Annotated in this window: 24 protein-coding genes and 1 pseudogene; 24 read left to right on the forward strand and 1 reads right to left on the reverse strand. The window is 29.6% G+C overall.

Annotated elements, in window-relative coordinates; all coding sequences use genetic code 11:
- Nucleotides 1-48 precede the first annotated feature (48 nt).
- The 5 genes from AC2FB1_RS03955 to greA are packed head-to-tail and all read left to right on the forward strand — an operon-like array spanning nt 49 to nt 4,052.
- The gene (locus AC2FB1_RS03955) at nt 49-684 is read left to right on the forward strand and encodes an O-methyltransferase (RefSeq protein ID WP_490673991.1); all 636 of its coding nucleotides are present in this window, start codon (nt 49-51) and stop codon (nt 682-684) included.
- A 2-nt stretch (nt 685-686) separates the two neighbouring features.
- Complete coding sequence (locus AC2FB1_RS03960) at nt 687-1,610, forward strand: peptidase U32 family protein (protein WP_490673992.1); 924 nt, start codon at nt 687-689, stop codon at nt 1,608-1,610.
- Nucleotides 1,611-1,624: 14 nt separating this feature from the next.
- Nucleotides 1,625-2,893, forward strand: coding sequence for a peptidase U32 family protein (locus AC2FB1_RS03965; RefSeq protein ID WP_490673993.1), 1,269 nt, complete (start codon nt 1,625-1,627; stop codon nt 2,891-2,893).
- Nucleotides 2,893-3,516 (forward strand): uridine kinase, encoded by a 624-nt coding sequence (gene udk, locus AC2FB1_RS03970; RefSeq protein WP_490673994.1) that lies wholly within the window; start codon nt 2,893-2,895, stop codon nt 3,514-3,516. The genes AC2FB1_RS03965 and udk overlap by 1 nt, the downstream gene beginning before the upstream one ends.
- 59 nt (nt 3,517-3,575) lie before the next feature.
- Nucleotides 3,576-4,052 (forward strand): transcription elongation factor GreA, encoded by a 477-nt coding sequence (gene greA, locus AC2FB1_RS03975; protein ID WP_017176185.1) that lies wholly within the window; start codon nt 3,576-3,578, stop codon nt 4,050-4,052.
- Here greA and AC2FB1_RS03980 read toward each other — a convergent pair.
- Nucleotides 4,045-4,420 (reverse strand): annotated as a pseudogene (locus AC2FB1_RS03980) (transposase); the annotation flags it as partial. The gene greA and the pseudogene AC2FB1_RS03980 sit on opposite strands and share 8 nt — an antisense overlap.
- Nucleotides 4,421-4,807: 387 nt before the next feature.
- Here AC2FB1_RS03980 and pxpB point away from each other — a divergent pair.
- The 19 genes from pxpB (at nt 4,808) to holA (ending at nt 20,675) form a co-directional block, all read left to right on the forward strand.
- The gene (pxpB, locus tag AC2FB1_RS03985) at nt 4,808-5,536 is read left to right on the forward strand and encodes a 5-oxoprolinase subunit PxpB (protein WP_490673995.1); all 729 of its coding nucleotides are present in this window, start codon (nt 4,808-4,810) and stop codon (nt 5,534-5,536) included.
- The gene (locus tag AC2FB1_RS03990; protein WP_490673996.1) at nt 5,526-6,530 is read left to right on the forward strand and encodes a 5-oxoprolinase subunit C family protein; all 1,005 of its coding nucleotides are present in this window, start codon (nt 5,526-5,528) and stop codon (nt 6,528-6,530) included. Before pxpB ends, AC2FB1_RS03990 begins: the two co-directional genes overlap by 11 nt.
- 2 nt (nt 6,531-6,532) lie before the next feature.
- On the forward strand, nt 6,533-6,973 hold the full coding sequence (locus tag AC2FB1_RS03995; protein ID WP_490673997.1) for an acetyl-CoA carboxylase biotin carboxyl carrier protein: 441 nt from the start codon (nt 6,533-6,535) through the stop codon (nt 6,971-6,973).
- Nucleotides 6,974-6,986: 13 nt separating this feature from the next.
- Nucleotides 6,987-8,348 carry an acetyl-CoA carboxylase biotin carboxylase subunit gene (locus tag AC2FB1_RS04000; protein ID WP_490673998.1) on the forward strand — a complete coding sequence of 454 codons (1,362 nt, stop codon included), beginning with the start codon at nt 6,987-6,989 and terminating at the stop codon, nt 8,346-8,348.
- Nucleotides 8,348-9,100: a 5-oxoprolinase subunit PxpA gene (gene pxpA / locus AC2FB1_RS04005; RefSeq protein ID WP_490674030.1), complete on the forward strand. Its 753-nt coding sequence runs from the start codon at nt 8,348-8,350 to the stop codon at nt 9,098-9,100. The genes AC2FB1_RS04000 and pxpA overlap by 1 nt, the downstream gene beginning before the upstream one ends.
- A gap of 12 nt (nt 9,101-9,112) precedes the next feature.
- Nucleotides 9,113-10,351 carry an NRAMP family divalent metal transporter gene (locus AC2FB1_RS04010; RefSeq protein WP_490673999.1) on the forward strand — a complete coding sequence of 413 codons (1,239 nt, stop codon included), beginning with the start codon at nt 9,113-9,115 and terminating at the stop codon, nt 10,349-10,351.
- A 176-nt stretch (nt 10,352-10,527) separates the two neighbouring features.
- Nucleotides 10,528-11,220 (forward strand): 5'-methylthioadenosine/adenosylhomocysteine nucleosidase, encoded by a 693-nt coding sequence (locus AC2FB1_RS04015; protein WP_490674000.1) that lies wholly within the window; start codon nt 10,528-10,530, stop codon nt 11,218-11,220.
- Nucleotides 11,221-11,240: 20 nt separating this feature from the next.
- Nucleotides 11,241-11,768: a YqeG family HAD IIIA-type phosphatase gene (locus AC2FB1_RS04020; protein WP_490674001.1), complete on the forward strand. Its 528-nt coding sequence runs from the start codon at nt 11,241-11,243 to the stop codon at nt 11,766-11,768.
- Entirely contained in the window at nt 11,769-12,869 is a 1,101-nt protein-coding gene (gene yqeH, locus AC2FB1_RS04025) for a ribosome biogenesis GTPase YqeH (protein ID WP_490674002.1), read from the forward strand.
- A gap of 12 nt (nt 12,870-12,881) precedes the next feature.
- Entirely contained in the window at nt 12,882-13,688 is an 807-nt protein-coding gene (aroE, locus tag AC2FB1_RS04030) for a shikimate dehydrogenase (protein WP_490674003.1), read from the forward strand.
- Nucleotide 13,689: 1 nt separating this feature from the next.
- Nucleotides 13,690-13,980, forward strand: coding sequence for a ribosome assembly RNA-binding protein YhbY (gene yhbY, locus AC2FB1_RS04035; protein WP_490674004.1), 291 nt, complete (start codon nt 13,690-13,692; stop codon nt 13,978-13,980).
- A gap of 4 nt (nt 13,981-13,984) precedes the next feature.
- Nucleotides 13,985-14,554, forward strand: coding sequence for a nicotinate-nucleotide adenylyltransferase (locus AC2FB1_RS04040; RefSeq protein ID WP_490674005.1), 570 nt, complete (start codon nt 13,985-13,987; stop codon nt 14,552-14,554).
- Complete coding sequence (gene yqeK, locus AC2FB1_RS04045) at nt 14,544-15,128, forward strand: bis(5'-nucleosyl)-tetraphosphatase (symmetrical) YqeK (RefSeq protein WP_490674006.1); 585 nt, start codon at nt 14,544-14,546, stop codon at nt 15,126-15,128. Before AC2FB1_RS04040 ends, yqeK begins: the two co-directional genes overlap by 11 nt.
- On the forward strand, nt 15,129-15,482 hold the full coding sequence (gene rsfS, locus AC2FB1_RS04050; RefSeq protein ID WP_490674007.1) for a ribosome silencing factor: 354 nt from the start codon (nt 15,129-15,131) through the stop codon (nt 15,480-15,482). It abuts the gene before it with no gap.
- A 1-nt stretch (nt 15,483) separates the two neighbouring features.
- Entirely contained in the window at nt 15,484-16,215 is a 732-nt protein-coding gene (locus AC2FB1_RS04055; protein ID WP_490674008.1) for a class I SAM-dependent DNA methyltransferase, read from the forward strand.
- Nucleotides 16,216-16,267: 52 nt separating this feature from the next.
- Nucleotides 16,268-16,918 carry a helix-hairpin-helix domain-containing protein gene (locus tag AC2FB1_RS04060; RefSeq protein WP_490674009.1) on the forward strand — a complete coding sequence of 217 codons (651 nt, stop codon included), beginning with the start codon at nt 16,268-16,270 and terminating at the stop codon, nt 16,916-16,918.
- Nucleotides 16,919-16,982: 64 nt separating this feature from the next.
- Nucleotides 16,983-17,444, forward strand: coding sequence for a ComE operon protein 2 (locus AC2FB1_RS04065; RefSeq protein WP_490674010.1), 462 nt, complete (start codon nt 16,983-16,985; stop codon nt 17,442-17,444).
- 95 nt (nt 17,445-17,539) lie between these two features.
- Entirely contained in the window at nt 17,540-19,630 is a 2,091-nt protein-coding gene (locus tag AC2FB1_RS04070) for a DNA internalization-related competence protein ComEC/Rec2 (protein WP_490674031.1), read from the forward strand.
- 70 nt (nt 19,631-19,700) lie between these two features.
- Nucleotides 19,701-20,675 (forward strand): DNA polymerase III subunit delta, encoded by a 975-nt coding sequence (holA, locus tag AC2FB1_RS04075; protein WP_490674011.1) that lies wholly within the window; start codon nt 19,701-19,703, stop codon nt 20,673-20,675.
- Nucleotides 20,676-20,682: the final 7 nt, after the last annotated feature.

Consider the following 20,682-nt stretch of genomic DNA (forward strand, 5'->3'; position numbering starts at 1 on the left):
TACTGATTTATTTTTATGCTTATTGATATTAAAAGGGAAGTTATAGAAGTGGAATCAAATCAATCCTATTTATTAAATCTTCATGAACATCTAAACAATAATATTGAAGAACTAAGATCTTATGCTGAAGAACACGCTGTTCCGATTGTGGATAAATTAACTTTAGACATGATAAAACAATTAATTAGAATTCATTGTACGAAAAACATTTTGGAAATTGGAACTGCTATTGGATATAGTTCAATGCAATTTGCTTCCGTTTCCCCAGATATTTCTATTACTACTATTGAGCGTAATGAGGAAATGATACAGCAAGCAAAATTAAATTTCCAAAAGTTTGAATATAAAAATCAAATTCGTCTTATAGAGGGCGATGCGTTATCACAGTTCGACAAAGTAAATGATTATGAATATGATATGATATTCATCGATGCAGCTAAAGCGCAATCTCAAAAATTTTTTGAATATTATACACCATTATTAAAAAAAGGTGGCTTAGTTATTACAGATAATGTTTTGTATCATGGATTTGTATCGGATATAAATGTTGTAAGATCAAGAAATATTAAGCAAATGGTGAAGAAGGTACAAAAATATAATACTTGGCTTATGAAACAAAAAAACTATAAAACAAACTTTTTAAATATGGATGATGGTTTAGCCATTTCTATAAAAGGAGAATGAATATGACTGAATTACTTGTCACTCCAAAATCTTTAACTCATATGCAAACATTGATAGAACTCGGTGCGGATGCATTTATAATTGGAGAGCAAAAATTTGGATTACGATTACCTGGAGAATTTAATAGGGAAGATGTTCAAAAAGCAGTTAAATTAGCACATGACCACGGTAAAAAAGTATATATTGCAGTGAATGGTATTTTTCATAACTACCATTTAAATGCTTTAGAAAACTATATTGAATTCTTACATGAAATAAGAGTGGATAGAATTATTTTTGGAGATCCTGCTGTAGTGATGTATGTTAAAAAACAAGATAATCCAATACCATTAAATTGGGATGCAGAAACAATTGTTACGAATTATTTTCAATGTAATTATTGGGGAGAAAAAGGCGCTAAAAGAGCTGTCTTAGCACGTGAATTAAATCTAGATGAAATATTAAATATCAAAAAACATTCAAAAGTTGAAATTGAAGTTCAGGTTCACGGTATGACTTGTATGTTCCAATCTAAACGAATGTTGTTAGGTAATTATTATACTTTTCAAGATAAACAAATGAAAATCCAACGTAGTGAGAATGAACAAGATTTATTATTATACGATGAAGAGAGAGAAAATAAATATCCTGTTTTTGAAGATTACAATGGTACTCACATTATGTCTCCTAATGATATCTGTTTAATTGAAGAATTAGAGCCATTCTTTGAAGCAGATATTGATTCATTTAAAATCGATGGCATCTTGCATAGTGAAGAATATATTAATACCGTTACGGCACAATATAGAGAAGCCATTGATCTATATCATGAAGATCCAGAAACTTATGAAGATGAAAAATTTATGTTAATTGATCCAATAGAAGAGATTCAACCTGAACATCGTCCATTTGATGAAGGATTCTTATATAAACAAACAGTATATTAAGGGGAGGTGCCAGTATGAAAACATTAAATGAGATTAAAGTAAATGCTAAAAGAAAACTAAAAAAACCTGAATTATTAGCACCTGCTGGAAACTTAGAGAAATTAAAAATTGCGGTTCATTATGGTGCAGATGCAGTATTTTTAGGTGGCCAAGAATATGGCTTACGTTCAAACGCTGATAACTTTACAATGGAAGAAATTAAAGAAGGCGTTGAATTTGCTAAACGTTATGGTGCAAAAATTTATGTTACGACTAATATTATTGCCCATGATGAAAATATAGAAGGTTTAGAAGATTATTTATGTCAATTAGAATCTACGGGTGCAACAGGAATCATTGTGGCAGACCCACTGATTATTGAAACATGTAAGAAAGTAGCGCCTAAATTAGAAATTCATCTTTCAACCCAACAATCACTTTCTAATTACAAAGCTGTGGAATACTGGAAAGAAGAAGGATTGGATCGAGTAGTACTAGCTCGTGAAACAGGTGCTATGGAAATGAAAGAAATGAAAGAGAACGTTGATATCGAAATAGAAGCCTTTATTCACGGTGCAATGTGCATTGCTTATTCAGGTAGATGCACTTTGAGTAATCATATGACAGCAAGGGACTCTAACAGAGGGGGTTGTTGTCAAAGCTGTCGTTGGGATTATGATTTACTAGCTGTTGATGAAGATGGTGAATTAGACTTATTTTATCAAGATGGAGAAGTTGTACCTTTTGCTATGAGTCCAAAAGATTTAAAATTAATTGAGTCTATTCCTCAAATGATGGATATTGGTATTGATTCTTTAAAAATTGAAGGAAGAATGAAATCTATTCATTATATTGCTACAGTAGTATCAGTTTATCGTAAGGTCATTGACGCTTATGCTGAAGACCCAGATAATTTCAAAATTAAAGCTGAGTGGTTAATTGAATTAGACAAATGTGCTAATCGAGATACAGCACCTGCTTTCTTTGAAGGAACTCCTGGATACGAAGAACAAATGTTTGGCGTTCAACAAAGTAAAAAATCACCATATGATTTTTGTGGATTAGTTCTAGATTATGACGAAACAACACATATTGCTACAATTCAGCAAAGAAATCACTTTAAACCAGGTCAAGAAATTGAATTTTTCGGACCTGAAATTGAATCATTTAAACAAGTGATTGATGTCATTTACGATGAAGAGGGAAATCACCTCGATGCAGCACGTCATCCTCTTCAAATCGTTCAAATTAAAGTGGATTATCCTATATATCCTAACAATATGATGAGAAAGGAAATCGGCTAATGACACAGACAACAATCATCGGAATCGCTGGCGGTTCAGGATCTGGAAAAACAACTGTTACAAACGAAATAATGAAGAACTTAGAAGGTCATAGTGTCGCTTTACTTGCTCAAGATTATTATTATAAAGATCAATCACACTTAACATTTGAAGAACGACTTGAAACTAACTATGACCATCCTTTTGCATTTGATAATGATTTACTTATTAGTAATTTAAAAGATTTGCGTAACGGGCAAGCTGTTGAAGTTCCTACATATGATTATAAGAATCATACTAGAAGTGATGAAACAATTGCATTTGAACCTAAAGATGTTATTATCATAGAGGGTATATTTGCTTTGGAAAATAAAACATTACGTGATATGATGGATGTTAAAATATATGTTGATACTGATGCAGATTTGCGTATTTTAAGAAGACTTGTACGTGATACAAAAGAGCGAGGACGCTCAATGGAATCAGTTATTAATCAATATTTAAATGTTGTTAGACCTATGCATAACCAATTTATAGAACCTACAAAAAAATATGCAGATATTATTATTCCAGAAGGTGGAAGTAATAAGGTGGCTATTGATATAATGACAACAAAAATACAAACGCTTGTTAGTAAACATTAACGAATAGTATGTGCTTATTTTTTAAATTAAATTAACTTGTTGAAAGGGAAGATGAACTCATGGAAAATCAAAAACAATATCCAATGACACAGGAAGGTTATGAAAAATTAGAACAAGAATTGGAAGAACTTAAAACAGTTAAGCGTCCTGAAGTAGTAGAAAAAATTAAAGTTGCTAGATCTTTTGGTGACTTATCTGAGAACTCAGAATACGATGCTGCTAAGGATGAACAAGGTTTTATTGAGCAAGATATTCAACGTATTGAACATATGCTTAGATATGCTTTAATAATCGAAGACAATGGTGATAACAATGTTATTCAAATTGGTAAAACAGTTACATTTGTCGAATTACCTGGTGATGAAGAAGAAAGCTATCAAATTGTTGGATCGGCAGAAGCAGATGCATTTAAAGGAAAAATTTCAAATGAATCTCCAATGGCGAAAGCACTTATTGGTAAAAGCTTAAATGATGAAGTGCGTGTTCCACTTCCAAATGGTGGAGAAATGAAAGTTAAAATTGTTGACATTAAGTAATTGTAAGAATAAGGGACATAAAGTTTCTGGATAAGTGAAAAAAGACAATTTCTATTGAAATAATATAGAAATTGTCTTTTTTATAATTTTTTTGAATATTTTTAGCTCGTTGAGCTGTTACTTTTCTCATATTAAGTGACATTAGCACAAAATCCTAGTTCTCTTTTAGCTTTATTTATCCCTCGAACGGACATTTGAGTGAAACCCAAAATAGCCTTCATAAATCCCAAAACAGGCACCACATCAATTTTTCTTTGACTGTAGATGGTTTTTAATTTCTGAAAGCTTTTTATTAATTTAGGCTTTAAAATATTCCCAATTATAATTTTTCATTATTTTTTATTCGTTTTTGAATTGAATTTAAAGCAAGCCATGTAAATAAAGAAGCCAGTAAATGAATTTATAATAAACTCATTTACTGGCTATTTTTCTAGAAATTATGTCCCAGCCTCTTTTTTATAGTTAAATATTTGAATTTATTTAACTATAAATTAGATATAAGTACTTATATTTATTTAATTATTAGAACTTTTACATGACAAAAATATAAATTTATGCTTAAATAACAATGTAGACAAATTATATAGATGACTTGTACTGTAAGGGAGTAAGCGATTACATTAATGCATTACTCACCTTCTTTTATTATTGTCTATTTGAAAAACATATTAAAATACTATGAATACGTATATACTTTTTATTACTAATATATAGAATGAAATACATTATTTATAGATAAAGGAGGACCATCATCTTTGGAAATAAAGATTATTAATGAACAATCTATTGCACTTTATTTTAAAGAAGAAATATCTGAAAGTAATTACAGAGATGTTGAATCCGTTACTAAATATATACACACTAAAAAAATAGATGGTATCAAAGATGTGATACCGTCATATAGAGCAATTATGATAAATTTTGATAATAAAAAACTTAATTTTAAGCAATTATTAGACATTTTAGATTTAGCACAGTTAAATTATGTACCTGCTAATGATATTTCAAATAAAACGATTATATATATTCCAGTATTATACAATTCAGAAGTTGGTCCGGATTTATCGTATGTTGCTAAATATAATGAACTAACTACTGAAGAAGTCATTCAAATCCATACTCAAAATGAATATCTCGTTTATATGTTAGGATTTATGCCTGGTTTCCCATTTTTAGGGGGATTGGATACTCGTTTACATACTCCGCGTCGAGACGAACCTAGAGTTAAAATTGACGCAGGTTCAGTAGGAATAGCGAATAATCAAACTGGTTTATATCCTTCAGATTCACCAGGTGGTTGGCAAATCATTGGAAGGACACCATTAAAAGTCTTTGATATTAATAACGATGAAATGTCCTTATATCAAGCGGGAGACTATATAAAATTTTATTCTGTTGATGAAAAAACATTTAACGCTATTCAAAGTGAAATAGCAGAAAATCGGTTTAATAAAGAAAAGTGGGTGTTAAATCATGTCGATTAGTATTATTCAACCTGGTATGTTCACAACTGTTCAAGATGAAGGAAGATTTGGTTTTCAACACTTAGGTTTTTCAAGTGCTGGTGCTATGGATTTGTACAGTTATTTAATTGGTAAGACTTTAATTGGCAATAATGGCCCTAGTCTTGAATACACTATTATCGGACCAACACTTCAATTTAATACAGAAAATACATTTGTTTTGACAGGAGCAGATGTTAACGCAAAATTAAATGAAAAGATAGTTGATACTAATACAGTAATTTATGCATGTAAAGGCGATATTCTGCAAGTTGGAGCAGTAACTTCAGGTGCCCGCGGATATATTTTCTTTGGCCATCCTTTAGATATTCAGCCAATAGCAAAAAGTTATTCGACTCATACTAGAAGTAAAATTGGTGGTTATAAAGGAAGAGTATTAGCAAAAGGTGATTCGATATGCTTAAAAGAAAATCCAATTTTCAAACGAAACTTGGGTAAAACAACAACTTATAAGGCTGTTCCTGAAGATAATGTGATACATATTATTACTGGTCCACAAATAAAAGCATTTTCAAACGAGAATAAAAATAAACTTGTTGACATGGAATATAAAATTTCTGAACAATCTGATCGAATGGGTTATCGTCTTAATGGTGAGCGCATTCCACCTGATAATGGGGCAGATATTATTTCAGAACCTGTAGCTTTAGGAAGTATTCAAGTTCCAAATGATGGTAATCCTATTATTTTATTAAATGATAAACAAACTATAGGTGGATATACGAAAATTGCTACAGTCACACAACTTGATTTAAAAAAACTTGCTCAATTTAAGCCAGGTGATTCTATTCGATTTAAATGGTCGACGATTGAAGAGGCTACAAAGACTCAAGAACAGTATCAAAAACACTTTAATCTTTTAAAAACTAAAATTGATACATTACCAATTTTTAATATAGGCGAAATGAGACCTACATCAAAAAAATTATCAAAAATCATTACAGAGGAGAGATAGTTATGGACATAAAAAAAATCGAAGAAGTCATTAAACTTGTAAAATCGAATGATGTAAAAAAATTTAAATATAAAGATAACAAAAACGAAATTGAACTAGATTTTACTGAACAAAGTAACAATCAAAATAATAGTGCTCCAGTAATGCAATCTGAAAGTAGTTCTCAAAATAGTAATAATTTAGAAGATAACCCTTCAAATGCTTCATCAAAAACAATTACTTCTCCAATGGTAGGGACATTTTTCTTACAAGATAGCAAAGAATTGACTGATCCTATAATTAAAGTAGGAGACAATATTAAATCTGGTGATGTTATTGGATATGTTGAAGCAATGAAAGTGATGAATGAAGTAACTAGTGATATAGACGGTAAGATTACCGAAATTGTTGTGGAACATGGTACAAACGTTGAATATGATCAAGTTTTAATTAAAGTGAAATAAGGGGTGACAGAATATGTATCGTTGTTTAATAGCGAATAGAGGAGAAATTGCGGTACGTATCATTCGAGCGTGTCGAGAAATGGGGATAGAGACTGTTGCGGTTTACGCAAAAGGTGATGAAAAAAGTCTTCATGTAAGTTTGGCTGATCAAGCAATTTGTATCGGAGAAGCAAATCCCTTAGATAGTTATTTAAATATAGAACGTATTATTGGTGCGGCTGAAATTACAGGTGCTAATGCTATTCATCCTGGATACGGATTTCTATCAGAAAGTACAACATTTGCCCAAAAAGTTGAAGAAAACGATATTCATTTTATTGGCCCTAATAAAAAAACAATGGAAATGATGGGAGATAAAATAACTGCTCGTCAAACTGTTCATGCAGCAGGAGTACCAGTTATTCCAGGCTCAACAGAAGCAATAAATTCTGTAGAAGAAATTAAAGAACTAGCAAAAGACATTGGATATCCTTTAGTATTAAAAGCTGCAAGTGGTGGTGGAGGTAAAGGAATTCGTATTGTTAAGGAAGAAAATCAACTCGAGAAATCATTAAAGGAAGCTAAAAGTGAAGGTCAAAAATATTTTAACGATGATCGAGTATATGTAGAAGCATTTATTCCCGTTGCAAAACACGTAGAAGTTCAAGTTATTGGTGATGGAAAAGAAAATTATATTCATTTGGGTGAACGAGATTGTTCAGTCCAGAGAAAAAACCAAAAATTAATAGAAGAATCACCATGCGCAGCATTATCTGAAGAACGTCGCGAAAAAATATGTAACGATGCTGTCAAAGTTGCTAAAGCCTCTAATTATCGAAGTGCTGGTACAATTGAATTTTTAGTTACTGAAGACGCACATTACTTTATTGAAATGAATGCAAGAATACAAGTAGAACATACTGTTACTGAAATGCGTGCAGATAGAGATTTAGTACAAGCACAATTATATTTGTTATTACATAATAAATTACCGTTTTGTCAAGAAGATATTGTATTCAATGGTCATGTGATAGAGGCACGTATCAATGCTGAAAACCCAGAAAAGAAATTCCAACCTACTCCAGGTAAAGTTAAACGTTTACATTTACCTCAAGGTTTTAATATTCGAGTAGATTCGTTATTATACGCAGGTTATCAAGTATCTCCTTACTATGATTCACTAGTCGCAAAAGTAATCGTAAAAGACTCTGATCGAACTTCTGCGATTAATAAATTAAAAGTAGCGCTCGATGAAATGGTCATTGATGGTTTCACTACTACGGCTGATTTTCTATATGCAGTATTAAGTTACCCACTATATGCAGAAGGAAATGCAGAAGAAGTTGATATTAAATTCCTTGAAAAGCATGAAATTGTTAAAGGGGTGGAATTATGATAAAAGTTGATTTGAACAGTGATTTAGGTGAAGCATTTGGTAACTATTCATTTGGAGGCGATAAAGATATTATTCCTTTAATTACATCTGCTAATATAGCTTGTGGTTTTCATGCGGGTGATGAAAATGTAATGAATCAGACAGTAAAATTTGCTAAAGAAAATCATGTGAGTATTGGTGCTCATCCTGGACTTCCAGATTTAAAAGGGTTTGGACGAAGAAAAATGGATATCGATCCAACTGAAGTATATAATCTAATAGTTTATCAATTAGGAGCTTTAGAAGGTTTCTGTAAAATACATCAAACTCGAATTAATCATGTTAAACCACATGGGGCGCTTTATAATATGGGCACTAAGAATAAAGATATTGCGAAAGCAATCGCAAAAGCAGTATACGATTTTGATTCTTCTATAGTGCTTGTTGGTTTAGCCAATTCGTTATTAATATCTGAAGCTAAAGTAATTGGACTGAAAACAGCTTCTGAGGTATTTGCTGATAGACGGTACGAAGATAATGGCCAATTAGTTAGCCGTAATGAACCAGATGCAGTCATTACTGATACTGATGAAGCACTAAAGCAAGTTTTAAAGATGGTGACTGAAAACAAAGTGTTAAGTCGCAATGGAAAAGAAATTGATTTGGAAACAGATACAATATGTGTCCACGGTGATGGTAAACACGCACTGGAATTTGTTACACAAATAAGAAAAAAATTAACGAAAGAAGGCATTGATATTCAATCCTTATAAGGGGGGTTTCTAATGGGAGAAAATTTAAATCAAAAACAAGATAAAGGCAATTTTAAATTTACAAAAAATCATAGACGCTTACTTTATGGTTCTGTATTTTTAATGGCTACTTCAGCCATAGGACCTGCATTTTTAACTCAAACTGCTGTGTTTACAGCAGAATTTTATGCAAGTTTTGCTTTTGCAATCTTGATATCTATATTAATTGATATTGGAGCTCAAATTAATATTTGGCGTGTTTTAGTTGTAACAGGATTACGTGGCCAAGAAGTGTCTAATAAAGTATTACCTGGATTAGGAACATTAATTTCAATATTGATTGCTTTTGGAGGTCTTGCTTTTAATATTGGCAACATAGCTGGTGCTGGATTAGGACTAAATGCAATGTTTGGACTCGATGTCAAATGGGGAGCAGCAATTACAGCCATTTTTTCAATTTTAATATTTGTCAGTAAAAGTGGTCAAAAAATTATGGATGTTGTTACAATGATTTTAGGAGTAGTAATGATATTAGTAGTAGCCTATGTCATGGTCGTTTCTAATCCTCCATACGGCGATGCACTAATCCATACAGTTGCACCAGAACATCCTATTAAATTAATTTTACCAATCATTACTCTAGTAGGTGGAACTGTAGGTGGATACATCACATTTGCTGGTGCACATAGATTACTTGATTCTGGAATGAAAGGTAAAGAATTTTTACCTTTTGTGAATCGTTCAGCTATTGCAGGTATCTTAACTACAGGTATTATGAGAACATTATTATTCTTAGCAGTACTTGGAGTTGTAGTGACAGGTGTTACTTTAAGTGCAGATAATCCGCCAGCATCAGTATTTGAGCATGCAATCGGACCAATAGGAAAAAATATTTTTGGTGTTGTCATTTTCGCAGCTGCAATGTCTTCAGTGATTGGTTCAGCATATACAAGCGCAACTTTTTTAAAAACATTACATAAATCATTATTTAATAAAAATAATTTAATTGTAATTATCTTTATTGTGACTTCAACTATAATTTTTCTTTTAATTGGAAAACCAATTAGTTTATTGATTATTGCAGGAGCAATAAATGGATGGATTTTACCGATTACTTTGGGTGCTATATTGATAGCGAGTAGGAAAAAATCAATTGTTGGAGATTACAAACATCCAACGTGGATGCTAGTATTTGGTATTGTAGCAGTTATTGTTACCATTGTAACAGGTATATTCTCACTACAAGATTTAGCCACTTTATGGAAAGGTTAATCATTAATAACAACATAAATTAAGATGTTAAAAATTAACTGTCGACGGTGTTTCACTGTATCGGCAGTTTTTTTATTAAATTATTTTTGAGATTATTTTAATAGAAAAAGTTAGTCGTGATGTACTAAAAATTATGTTAGAATAACATGTGCTAAGATTAAAATTGAGGTGTAAATATGATTGGAATTATTGGAGCTATGGAAGAAGAGGTAGCGATTTTAAAAAATAAATTAATAAATTTAAATGAGATTGTAGTGGCTCATGTGAAATTTTATCGTGGTCAAATAAATAATAAAGAAGTTGTCTTAACACAAAGTGGAATTGGAAAAGTAAATGCTGCAATATCTACAACATTATTAATAGAAAAATTTAATCCTACATTGATTATAAACACAGGTTCTGCTGGTGCTTTAGATGAAAGTTTATCAGTTGGAGATATTTTAATTAGTAATAATGTGATGTACCATGATGTAAATGCAACTGCTTTTGGATACGAAATCGGTCAAATACCTCAAATGCCAGCTCAATTTGAAGCGAGTAAACAATTACTACAATTAACTGAAAAAGTTGTAAAACAACAAAATTTAACCGCTAAAATTGGTCAAATTGTAAGTGGAGATAGCTTTATAGGCAGTAGTGAACAACGATTGAACATTAAACGACAATTTTCAAATGCTATGGCAGTTGAAATGGAAGCAACAGCTATTGCACAAACATGTTATCAGTTTAATTTACCTTTTATTGTCACTCGTGCTGTTTCCGATTTAGCCAATGGTGAAGCAGAAATATCATTTGAAGAGTTTCTAGGTAAAGCCGCCCAGTCATCAAGTAACATTGTTGAACAATTAGTTAAAGAAATACAAAATTAAATGATTTAAAGGTGAAATAAATGGGATTAATTAAAAAATATTTTATGCCTAATGATTATGTGCAAACTGTATTTGAAATTGATATTGAAAAGTTAGCAAGTTTAGGATTTAAAGGTATCATTACAGATTTAGATAATACATTAGTAGGTTGGGATGTTAAAACACCAACGAAAGAAATACAAAAATGGTTTAAAAAGGCAAATGATTTAGGTTTAACAATTACTATAGTATCAAATAATAATGAAAAACGTGTTTCAGGTTTTTCGAAAGATTTAGATGTTGATTTTATTTTTAAAGCTAGAAAGCCGATGGGAAGAGCTTTCAAAAAGGCAATAAATCACATGAATATCAAACCAGAAGAAACGATTGTTATAGGTGATCAAATGCTTACAGACGTGCTTGGTGGCAATAATAATGGTCTATATACAATCATGGTAGTACCTGTTAAAAAAACAGATGGATTTTTAACTAAATTAAATAGAATTATCGAACGTCGCTTATTAAACTATTTTAAAAGAAAAGGTTATATTACATGGGAGGAAAATTGATTGGATGAAACTTTAAAGTGTATTGGTTGTGGTGCTCCTCTACAATCTGAAGATAAAAATGCACCAGGATATGTACCTGAACATAATTTATTTAGAGACGATGTTATATGTCAACGTTGTTTTAGATTAAAAAATTATAACGAAATCCAAGATGTAGGCATGGATAGTGAAGATTTTTTAAATTTATTAAATGGATTATCTGATAGACAAGGGATTATCGTTAATGTAGTCGATATTTTTGACTTTGAAGGATCGTTTATTAACGCTTTAAAACGAATTGTAGGAAATAAGAAAATCATTTTGGCTGCAAATAAATTAGATCTTTTACCTAAACAAATTAACAAACGCCGTGTAAAAGAATGGTTAAAAAGAACGGCTAGAAAGTATGGATTAGAAGCTGAAGAAGTCGTATTAATATCAGCTCATAAAGGATGGGGTATTGACGCACTCTTAGAATCAATCAATCGTTTTAGAAATCATCAAGATGTTTATATCGTTGGTACCACAAATGTTGGTAAATCAACTTTGATCAATAAACTTATTGAGCAAAGTGTAGGCGAAAAAGATGTCGTTACAACATCAAGATTTCCAGGTACTACATTAGATATGATTGATATTCCTTTAGATGAGAAAACATTTATGTATGATACACCTGGTATTATACAAGCACATCAAATGACACATTATGTCACTGAAAAAGAACTAAAAGTGATTATTCCCAAAAATGAAATTAAACAACGTGTATTTCAATTAAATGAGGGACAGACTTTATTCTTTGGTGGGCTAGCTAGAATAGATTATATTTCTGGTGGAAAACGACCACTTGTATGTTATTTTTCTAATGACCTAAATATTCATAGAACTAAAACAGAAAAGGCAAATGATTTATGGCGAAATCAAATAGGAGAATTATTAACTCCACCTAGTAATCCTGAAAACTTCAATATAAGTGATATGAAAGCTGTACGTCTAGAAACTGGAAAAGAAAAACGTGACATTATGATTTCTGGATTAGGATTTATTACAATTGAAGCAGGTGCAAAAGTGATTGTGCGTGTTCCTAAAAGTGTTGATGTTATTTTACGACAATCTATTATGTAGGGAGGAATCACGATGAAATTTGCAGTAATAGGAGATCCGGTTTCGCATTCATTATCACCAGTAATGCATAATACAAATTTTAAAGCGTTAGGTCTAAATGACACTTACGAGACTTTGCATATACCAGTTCAAGATTTCGATAATATTAAAGAAATAATAAATGAAAAAAATTTAAATGGCTTTAATATTACCATTCCTCATAAGGAACGTATTATTCCATTCTTAGATGGCATTGATGAACAAGCTAGTGCTGTTGGTGCAGTGAATACTGTAAAAATAGAAGGAAAGAAATGGATTGGCTATAATACTGATGGTCTTGGATATGTTAAAGGATTAAAACAAATATATCCTGATTTATCTAATGCATATATTTTAATTCTTGGAGCTGGTGGCGCAAGTAAAGGAATTGCATATGCACTTTCACAATGTGTAAAACCTAAATTAACTGTAGCAAATAGAACTATGAGTCGCTTTGAGAATTGGAAACTAGACATTAACGCGATTACACTAATACAAGCTGAACAATATCTTGATGAATTTGATATTATTATTAATACAACATCAGCAGGTTTAGATAATAATAAGGATAGTGTAATTCGTCTTGACCAGTTATCACCGAATACATTGGTGAGTGACATTATTTATATTCCTTATAAGACACCATTTTTACAACAAGCTGAAGAGAGAGGCAATCCTATTTATAACGGTCTAGATATGTTTGTATATCAAGGTGCTGAAAGCTGTAAAATATGGACTGGCAAAGACGCTAAAATTAAAGAAATGAAATTAGCAGTTTTAAATCAATTAAAAGGAGAATAATATGCTAACAGGTAAACAAAAAAGATATTTAAGAAGTTTGGCACATAACATTGATCCAATTTTTCAAATAGGTAAAGCTGGGATTAATGATAATATGATTAGCCAAATTGATGAAACACTTGAAAATAGAGAATTAATTAAAATTCATGTACTTCAAAATAATTTTGATGATAAAAATGATTTAGCACAAACGCTAAGTCAAGCTACTAATAGTGAAGTGGTTCAAGTCATTGGATCTATGATCGTCATTTATAGAGAATCTCAAGAAAATAAAGAAATTTCATTACCATAATTCTATGAAAAAAATAGTTTTATATGGTGGACAATTCAATCCTATTCATACAGCACATATGTTAGTAGCTAATGAAGTATTTCATAAAATTAATCCTGATGTATTTTATTTTTTACCAAGTTATATGGCTCCACTTAAAGAACATAACGATTATTTAGATGCCCAATATCGTATTAAAATGATATATATGGTAATCGAAAAATTGGGCTTTGGAAATATTTGTTATGCTGAATTAGAAAGAAAAGGCCAAAGTTATACGTATGATACATTAAAATCTTTGATTGACCAACAACCTTACGATAAGTTTTACTTTATTATAGGATCAGATCAATACGATCAACTTGACAAATGGTATAAAATAGACGAATTAAAACAGATGATTACCTTTATAGTAGTAAATAGAGAAAAAAACACTCAAATGGTTGATGAAAATATGATTTCCATAACTATTCCAAGAATGGATATTAGTTCATCAATGATTAGACAACGTGTAAAAGATAAAAAAACAATTGAAATTTTAGTCCCTCGAAATGTTAGTAAATATATTAGAGAGGAAGGATTCTATGAACACTAAAGAAGCGAAAAAACTTATTGAAAATAAATTGCCTGAAAAACGTTTTAAACATTCTCTTAGAGTAGCTGAAACAGCAGTTAAACTTGCTGAAATTTACGATGGAGATAAAGACAAGGCAGAGTTAGCAGGTATTTTACACGATTATTGTAAATATGATGATTTAGGAAAAATGTATCAAGTCGTTCGCCAATATGACTTAGATAGCAACTTACTAAGTTATGGAAGTGAAATTCTTCATGGTCCTGTGTGTGCAGCTTTAATGAAAGCCAATTATAATATAGAAGATGAAGAAATTTTATTAGCTATTAAATATCATACTACTGGTCGAAAAGAGATGACAAAAACTGAAAAATTAGTATTTATTGCTGACTATATAGAACCCGGTAGAAAAACCCCAGGAGTTGAAGAAATTAGAGATATGGCATACAATCAAGGTAGCTTAGATAAAACAATATATGAAATATCAAAGCGTACAGTTTTATTTTTAATTAGTAAAGATATTACTGTTTATGGCTCTACGATTGAATGTTTAAATTATTATAACTATAGTGATCAAAAGATAAAGGATGATTAAATGAATTCGGAAGAATTATTGAATATTGCTGTCACAGCGACAGAAGATAAAAAAGCAGAAGATATTGTTTCTCTTAACATGCAAGGCATTAGTGATATGACTGATTATTTTGTAGTATGTCATGGTAACAATGAACGTCAAGTTCAATCAATTGCTAGAGCAGTGAAAGAAAAAGCGCATGAAAATGATATTGAAGTAAAACGCATGGAAGGTTACCAAAGTGCAAGATGGATCTTAATTGATTTAGCTGATGTTGTGGTTCATATTTTCCATAAAGATGAACGCAATTACTACAATATAGAGAAACTTTATCAAGATGCTCCAATAGAATCATATAATCAGGTAGCATATTAAAATGATGCAATATACTGAAATGAGTAAAGTGTATGATCAACTTACTCAAGATCAACCTTATGAAGAATGGTTCAATATTGTTAAGTATTATACAAGAACACTGCCTTCTAATGATTCAATAGATATTCTTGATATTGGTTGTGGTACTGGAAGTTTAACTCAGTTACTTCCTTCTATTGGAACGGTTACAGGCATGGATTTAAGTGCAGATATGTTATCTATTGCTGCGAATAAATCTAATCAAATTACTTGGTTAGAGGGTGACATGACCAATTTTTCATTAAATACAGCATATGATGTTGTAACAATATTTTGTGATTCACTGAATTATTTACCCGAAATTGAAGATATCGTAAATACTTTTAATTGTGTATTTAATCATTTGTCTGATTTAGGAATGTTTATATTTGATGTTCATACTACATACAAAATGAATACAGCATTTAATAATCAATGTTATATTGATGATAATGATGATATATTTTTAGCTTGGGAAGCTATAAAAGGTGAAGAACCTTATAGTGTTTATCATGATATGAGTTTCTTTTTAAAACATCATGATGGTAATTATCATCGTTTTAATGAATCACATTACCAAAGAACATTTGAAAAAGAATTCTATATTCGATTATTACAACAAATTGGGTTTAATCGTATCGAAACGTTTGTAGATTTTGACATCAATAATCATAATGAAAAAGGTGACAGATTATTTTTTGTTGCTTATAAATAAAATAAAGTAAACTCATCTTCTTATACGTTTATACATATAAGGAGATGAGTTTTTGTTTAAGTATAAAAATGAAATAATTCAATTATTAACTAAATTGAAGACCCATATCATTGTTATAATTGTAGGATTATTACTTTTTATTGTAATTATCATGCTTATGAAAGATAATGGGGCTTCAGAATATATGACAACGTCTAATGCTAATAATAGCCAATTTAATAATAAAAAAAGTAAAAATGATAATGATTCATCAACTCTTTCTAGGGAAGATTCAACTATTTATGTAGATGTCAAAGGGGCTGTTAAATCACCAAATGTTTATGAAATGAAAAAGAATGATAGAGTTAAAGATGTACTAAAAAAAGCCCAAGTTTTAGAAAATGCTGATATCACAAAAATCAATTTATCTGAAAAACTTACTGATCAAAAAATGATTTATATACCTAATAAAAATGAATCGAAAATAAGCGATATACCCATTAATCAGAGTAATTTAAGCAATTCTGAAAATATTAAAGTTAATCTTAACACAGCAAATGAAAGTGAATTGCTAAAAGTTCCTGGTATAGGACCTACTAAAGTAAAAGAGATTATTAAATATAGAGAGGAAAAAGGTCAATATAATAAAGTTGAAGATTTGAAACAAGTGAGAGGGATTGGCGGAAAAACTTTCGAAAAACTTAAAGATTACTTTACTACATAAATTAAATTGGAAGAAATTTTAATATAAATTATAATAGATATATATTTTTAAGGAGTTGAACTTTATGGATAGAATAAAATGGGACGAATATTTTATGGCACAAAGTCATTTACTTGCACTTCGTTCTACATGCCAAAGACTATCAGTAGGTGCAACAATTGTAAAGGACAATAGAATAATTGCCGGAGGTTATAATGGCTCAGTGGCAGGAGAAGTTCACTGCATTGATGTCGGATGTTTAATAGAAGATGGTCATTGTATTAGAACAATCCACGCTGAAATGAATGCATTGCTACAATGTGCAAAACAAGGCGTATCATCAGAAAATGCAACGATATATGTAACACATTTTCCTTGTTTAAACTGTACTAAATCGATTATTCAAGCAGGTATTAAAAAAATATACTATGCAAAAGACTATCATAACCATGAATATGCTATTAAATTATTAAATCAAGCAGGTATAGAGTACGAAAAAATACCATTTTCTGCTAAAAAAATAGCTGAATTTTTAACTAACGAATGATTTTTGTTTTATATGCACTTTCTTTTTTAAGTGGTATATTATGGGTTCAACTTAAATTATTTTCAATTTTAATATTCACTATAATATTAATTATTATGTATCAAAAGAGTATTCCTTTATACCACTATTTGTTAATTTTATCGTTTTTCTTTCTGGCTCTATTTCAAATACATCATACTTTGAAAACAAATCACTTAGTACTCCAAAATTTAAAAGTCCACAGTAATATAAACTCAAAAGTAATTTTTCAAAATAATATAAAGCAGTTTAATCAACTTATTAAAGGACAATTTCTATATAATAATAACCTTTATCACTTTACCTTTAAAAGTGCATATTTGAAAGCTGAAGATTTAAAAAATCGAGAGTGTAAAATTAATGGTAATATCACGAATAGTATTCATAATGAAACTTATGTTTATATCAATCAATTAGATGATAAACATTGTACTAAGATTAGTCACATAAATTTTATAAATAAACACATAAATTATATTAAAAACAAGTTATATCATTCTTCGTTAAAATACCCCGAGAGAGTTTTAGCTTTGATTACTGGAGATACTAGTGCAATAGATACAGAATACTTAGATACAGTTAAAGCCATAGGTATTTATCATTTACTTGCTGTCAGTGGATCACATGTTGCTACTATCATTTATATAATTCACTATAGTCTGGTTAGATTTAATATTCCTAAATTATTTATTCGAATTTCTATTATTATAATACTAATACTATTTATCTTTTATACCAATTTTGCACCAAGTGCTTTAAGAGCAGTTTTAACTACTATTACTTTCTTTATAATTCCAAAGCCTTTTAAAACTTCTTCTACTAGCGTATTGTCGTTAGTCTTTTTAATTATGGCCATTTGGAATATGAATTTTGTTTATGATATCGGTTTTCAATTTTCATTCATTATTTCATTTTTTATACTTCTTTCTATGCCACTATTTAATAATCAATCAAATTTAAAGAATTACATTTATATAACAATTATCGCTCAATTTTCATCAATGATTATTAGTATCTATCACTTTAATCAGTTTCAATGGATTGGATTTATTTCTAATGTAATATTTGTTCCATTATATTCTTTTATTATTTTTCCACTTGCTATTGTTTTATTTACTTTCTATCATATCTTCAATGACTTACAATTATTAAATTGGATTGCAAATCATTTGTTTGAATTACATGATAAAATAATGCAACTGTTCATTTTATTTAGAAATTATCAAATAACTATCGCTGATCAATCAAATTTAAGTCTACTTTGTTGTTTCATTCTATTAACTCTATCAACTATATTTATATGTTATAAAAGATTTAAATCTTTCTTAATTATAATTATCCTATTTGTATTATTTATACATTTAATTAATCAACCATTAGCTACGACTTTCACTGCTCTAAATGTCGGTCAAGGTGACAGTTTTCTCTTTCAAACAAAAAATAATGAAACCGTAATGGTAGATACTGGCGGTAAGGTTGTTCAATCAAATAGTAAAGATAATCATAATACTTCGAAATATCATATTATGCCTACTTTAAAATCTAGAGGAATCTCACAAATTGATTACCTAATTCTTACTCATCCACATAATGATCATATAGGCGAATTTCCTTATTTAGTTCAAAATATAAGAATTAAAAATTTATATTTATATACAAAAAGTTATTCAGTAGAACAAATTAAAACTATAAATACACTTTGTAACATGTATCATATAAAACTTATTGATGTATCAAAAATTAATAATATACAAATGAAAGACAGCAAAATTTCTTTTTTAAATGCTTTTATTGACTCAATTGAAGACAAAAATGCACAAAGTATAATTTCATTAATAGAGTACAAAAATTATAAGTTATTATTGATGGGAGATGCTATTGAAGAAAATGAAAATTTATTATTAAAGAAATATCATTTGCCTTTAATTGATGTTTTAAAAGTTGGTCATCATGGCAGTAAAACAAGTAGTTCAAAAAAATTTTTGAAAGTTATCCAACCTAAAATAAGTATAATTTCAAGTGGAAAAAATAATAGCTTTCATTTACCTAATAATGAAACGATAGATAAATTAGAAAAAATTAATTCACATATTTATAATACTCAAACTGATGGAGAAATCACTTTAAATTTAGATAACCAACTAATATCATCCTTGAATAGAAATTAATGATGGAGAATAATAATTACACAATGCTATAATAATTTAATGGTAGAATTTTGAAAGGGTGCAAGTTTAAATGGCTAATAATATAATGGCTATATACGGAGAAGTGCCAGAATTAGTTGAGAAAAAAAGTAATGAGATCGTAGAAAGTTACTTAGATGAAAAAAAAGACGATTTTAACTATGTTAAATATAATCTGTATGATACAAGTTTTAATCAGATTATCGAAGAAGCATTAACAATGCCTTTTATTTCAGAGAAAAAAGCAATTGTTGTTAAAAATGCTTTTATCTTTACGGGAGAAAAAGTTGCAAAAGATATCCAACCGAATAACGAACAAGTTAACGAATTTTTAGAAAAATACGATGGAGAAAACTTTATCGTGTTTGAAGTATATCAAAATAAATTAGATGAAAGAAAAAAAGTTACTAAGACTTTAAAAAAGACAAGTAAACTAGCTAAAGTTGAACAGATGTCTGAACAAGAGATTAAAAATTGGATAAAAAATAAACTTTATGAAAACTTTAAAGATATTAAACAAGATGCATTAGATTTATTTATAGAATTAACTGGTATTAATTTTAATGTAGTTTCACAAGAATTAGAAAAAATCATTTTATTCTTAGGAGACCGAACAACTATAAATAAGAAAGACGTTGAAGAGATTATTAATAGAAGTTTAGAACAAAATGTTTTTCTTTTAACTGAATATATACAAAAGGAAGAAAAATATAAAGCCGTTCAACTTGTTAGAGATTTAATAGTAATGAAGGAGGAACCTATTAAACTATTAGCACTGATAACAAGTAATTATCGATTATATTATCAATGTAAAATTCTAAGTGGAAAAGGATATAGCGGACAACAAATCGCTAAAACAATTAATGTGCACCCATATCGCGTTAAATTAGCTCTAAAACAAGTAAAACATTATCAATTAACTCATTTATTAAATATTATTGATCAATGTGCAGAAACTGATTATAAGTTAAAATCATCTTATATGGATAAACAATTGATTTTAGAATTATTTATTCTTTCATTATAAAAAAAGT

This window comes from Staphylococcus sp. CoH_129_LAB_1 (assembly GCF_058191515.1).

Coding starts and splice junctions, on each gene's coding strand:
- AC2FB1_RS03960 (WP_490673992.1), top strand. CDS start 687: ATGACTGAATTACTTGTCACTCCAAAATCTTTAACTCATATGCAAACA.
- AC2FB1_RS03965 (WP_490673993.1), top strand. CDS start 1,625: ATGAAAACATTAAATGAGATTAAAGTAAATGCTAAAAGAAAACTAAAA.
- udk (WP_490673994.1), top strand. CDS start 2,893: ATGACACAGACAACAATCATCGGAATCGCTGGCGGTTCAGGATCTGGA.
- greA (WP_017176185.1), top strand. CDS start 3,576: ATGGAAAATCAAAAACAATATCCAATGACACAGGAAGGTTATGAAAAA.
- AC2FB1_RS03990 (WP_490673996.1), top strand. CDS start 5,526: ATGTCGATTAGTATTATTCAACCTGGTATGTTCACAACTGTTCAAGAT.
- AC2FB1_RS03995 (WP_490673997.1), top strand. CDS start 6,533: ATGGACATAAAAAAAATCGAAGAAGTCATTAAACTTGTAAAATCGAAT.
- AC2FB1_RS04000 (WP_490673998.1), top strand. CDS start 6,987: ATGTATCGTTGTTTAATAGCGAATAGAGGAGAAATTGCGGTACGTATC.
- AC2FB1_RS04010 (WP_490673999.1), top strand. CDS start 9,113: ATGGGAGAAAATTTAAATCAAAAACAAGATAAAGGCAATTTTAAATTT.
- AC2FB1_RS04015 (WP_490674000.1), top strand. CDS start 10,528: ATGATTGGAATTATTGGAGCTATGGAAGAAGAGGTAGCGATTTTAAAA.
- AC2FB1_RS04020 (WP_490674001.1), top strand. CDS start 11,241: ATGGGATTAATTAAAAAATATTTTATGCCTAATGATTATGTGCAAACT.
- aroE (WP_490674003.1), top strand. CDS start 12,882: ATGAAATTTGCAGTAATAGGAGATCCGGTTTCGCATTCATTATCACCA.
- yhbY (WP_490674004.1), top strand. CDS start 13,690: ATGCTAACAGGTAAACAAAAAAGATATTTAAGAAGTTTGGCACATAAC.
- AC2FB1_RS04040 (WP_490674005.1), top strand. CDS start 13,985: ATGAAAAAAATAGTTTTATATGGTGGACAATTCAATCCTATTCATACA.
- yqeK (WP_490674006.1), top strand. CDS start 14,544: ATGAACACTAAAGAAGCGAAAAAACTTATTGAAAATAAATTGCCTGAA.
- rsfS (WP_490674007.1), top strand. CDS start 15,129: ATGAATTCGGAAGAATTATTGAATATTGCTGTCACAGCGACAGAAGAT.
- AC2FB1_RS04055 (WP_490674008.1), top strand. CDS start 15,484: ATGATGCAATATACTGAAATGAGTAAAGTGTATGATCAACTTACTCAA.
- AC2FB1_RS04065 (WP_490674010.1), top strand. CDS start 16,983: ATGGATAGAATAAAATGGGACGAATATTTTATGGCACAAAGTCATTTA.
- AC2FB1_RS04070 (WP_490674031.1), top strand. CDS start 17,540: ATGTATCAAAAGAGTATTCCTTTATACCACTATTTGTTAATTTTATCG.
- holA (WP_490674011.1), top strand. CDS start 19,701: ATGGCTAATAATATAATGGCTATATACGGAGAAGTGCCAGAATTAGTT.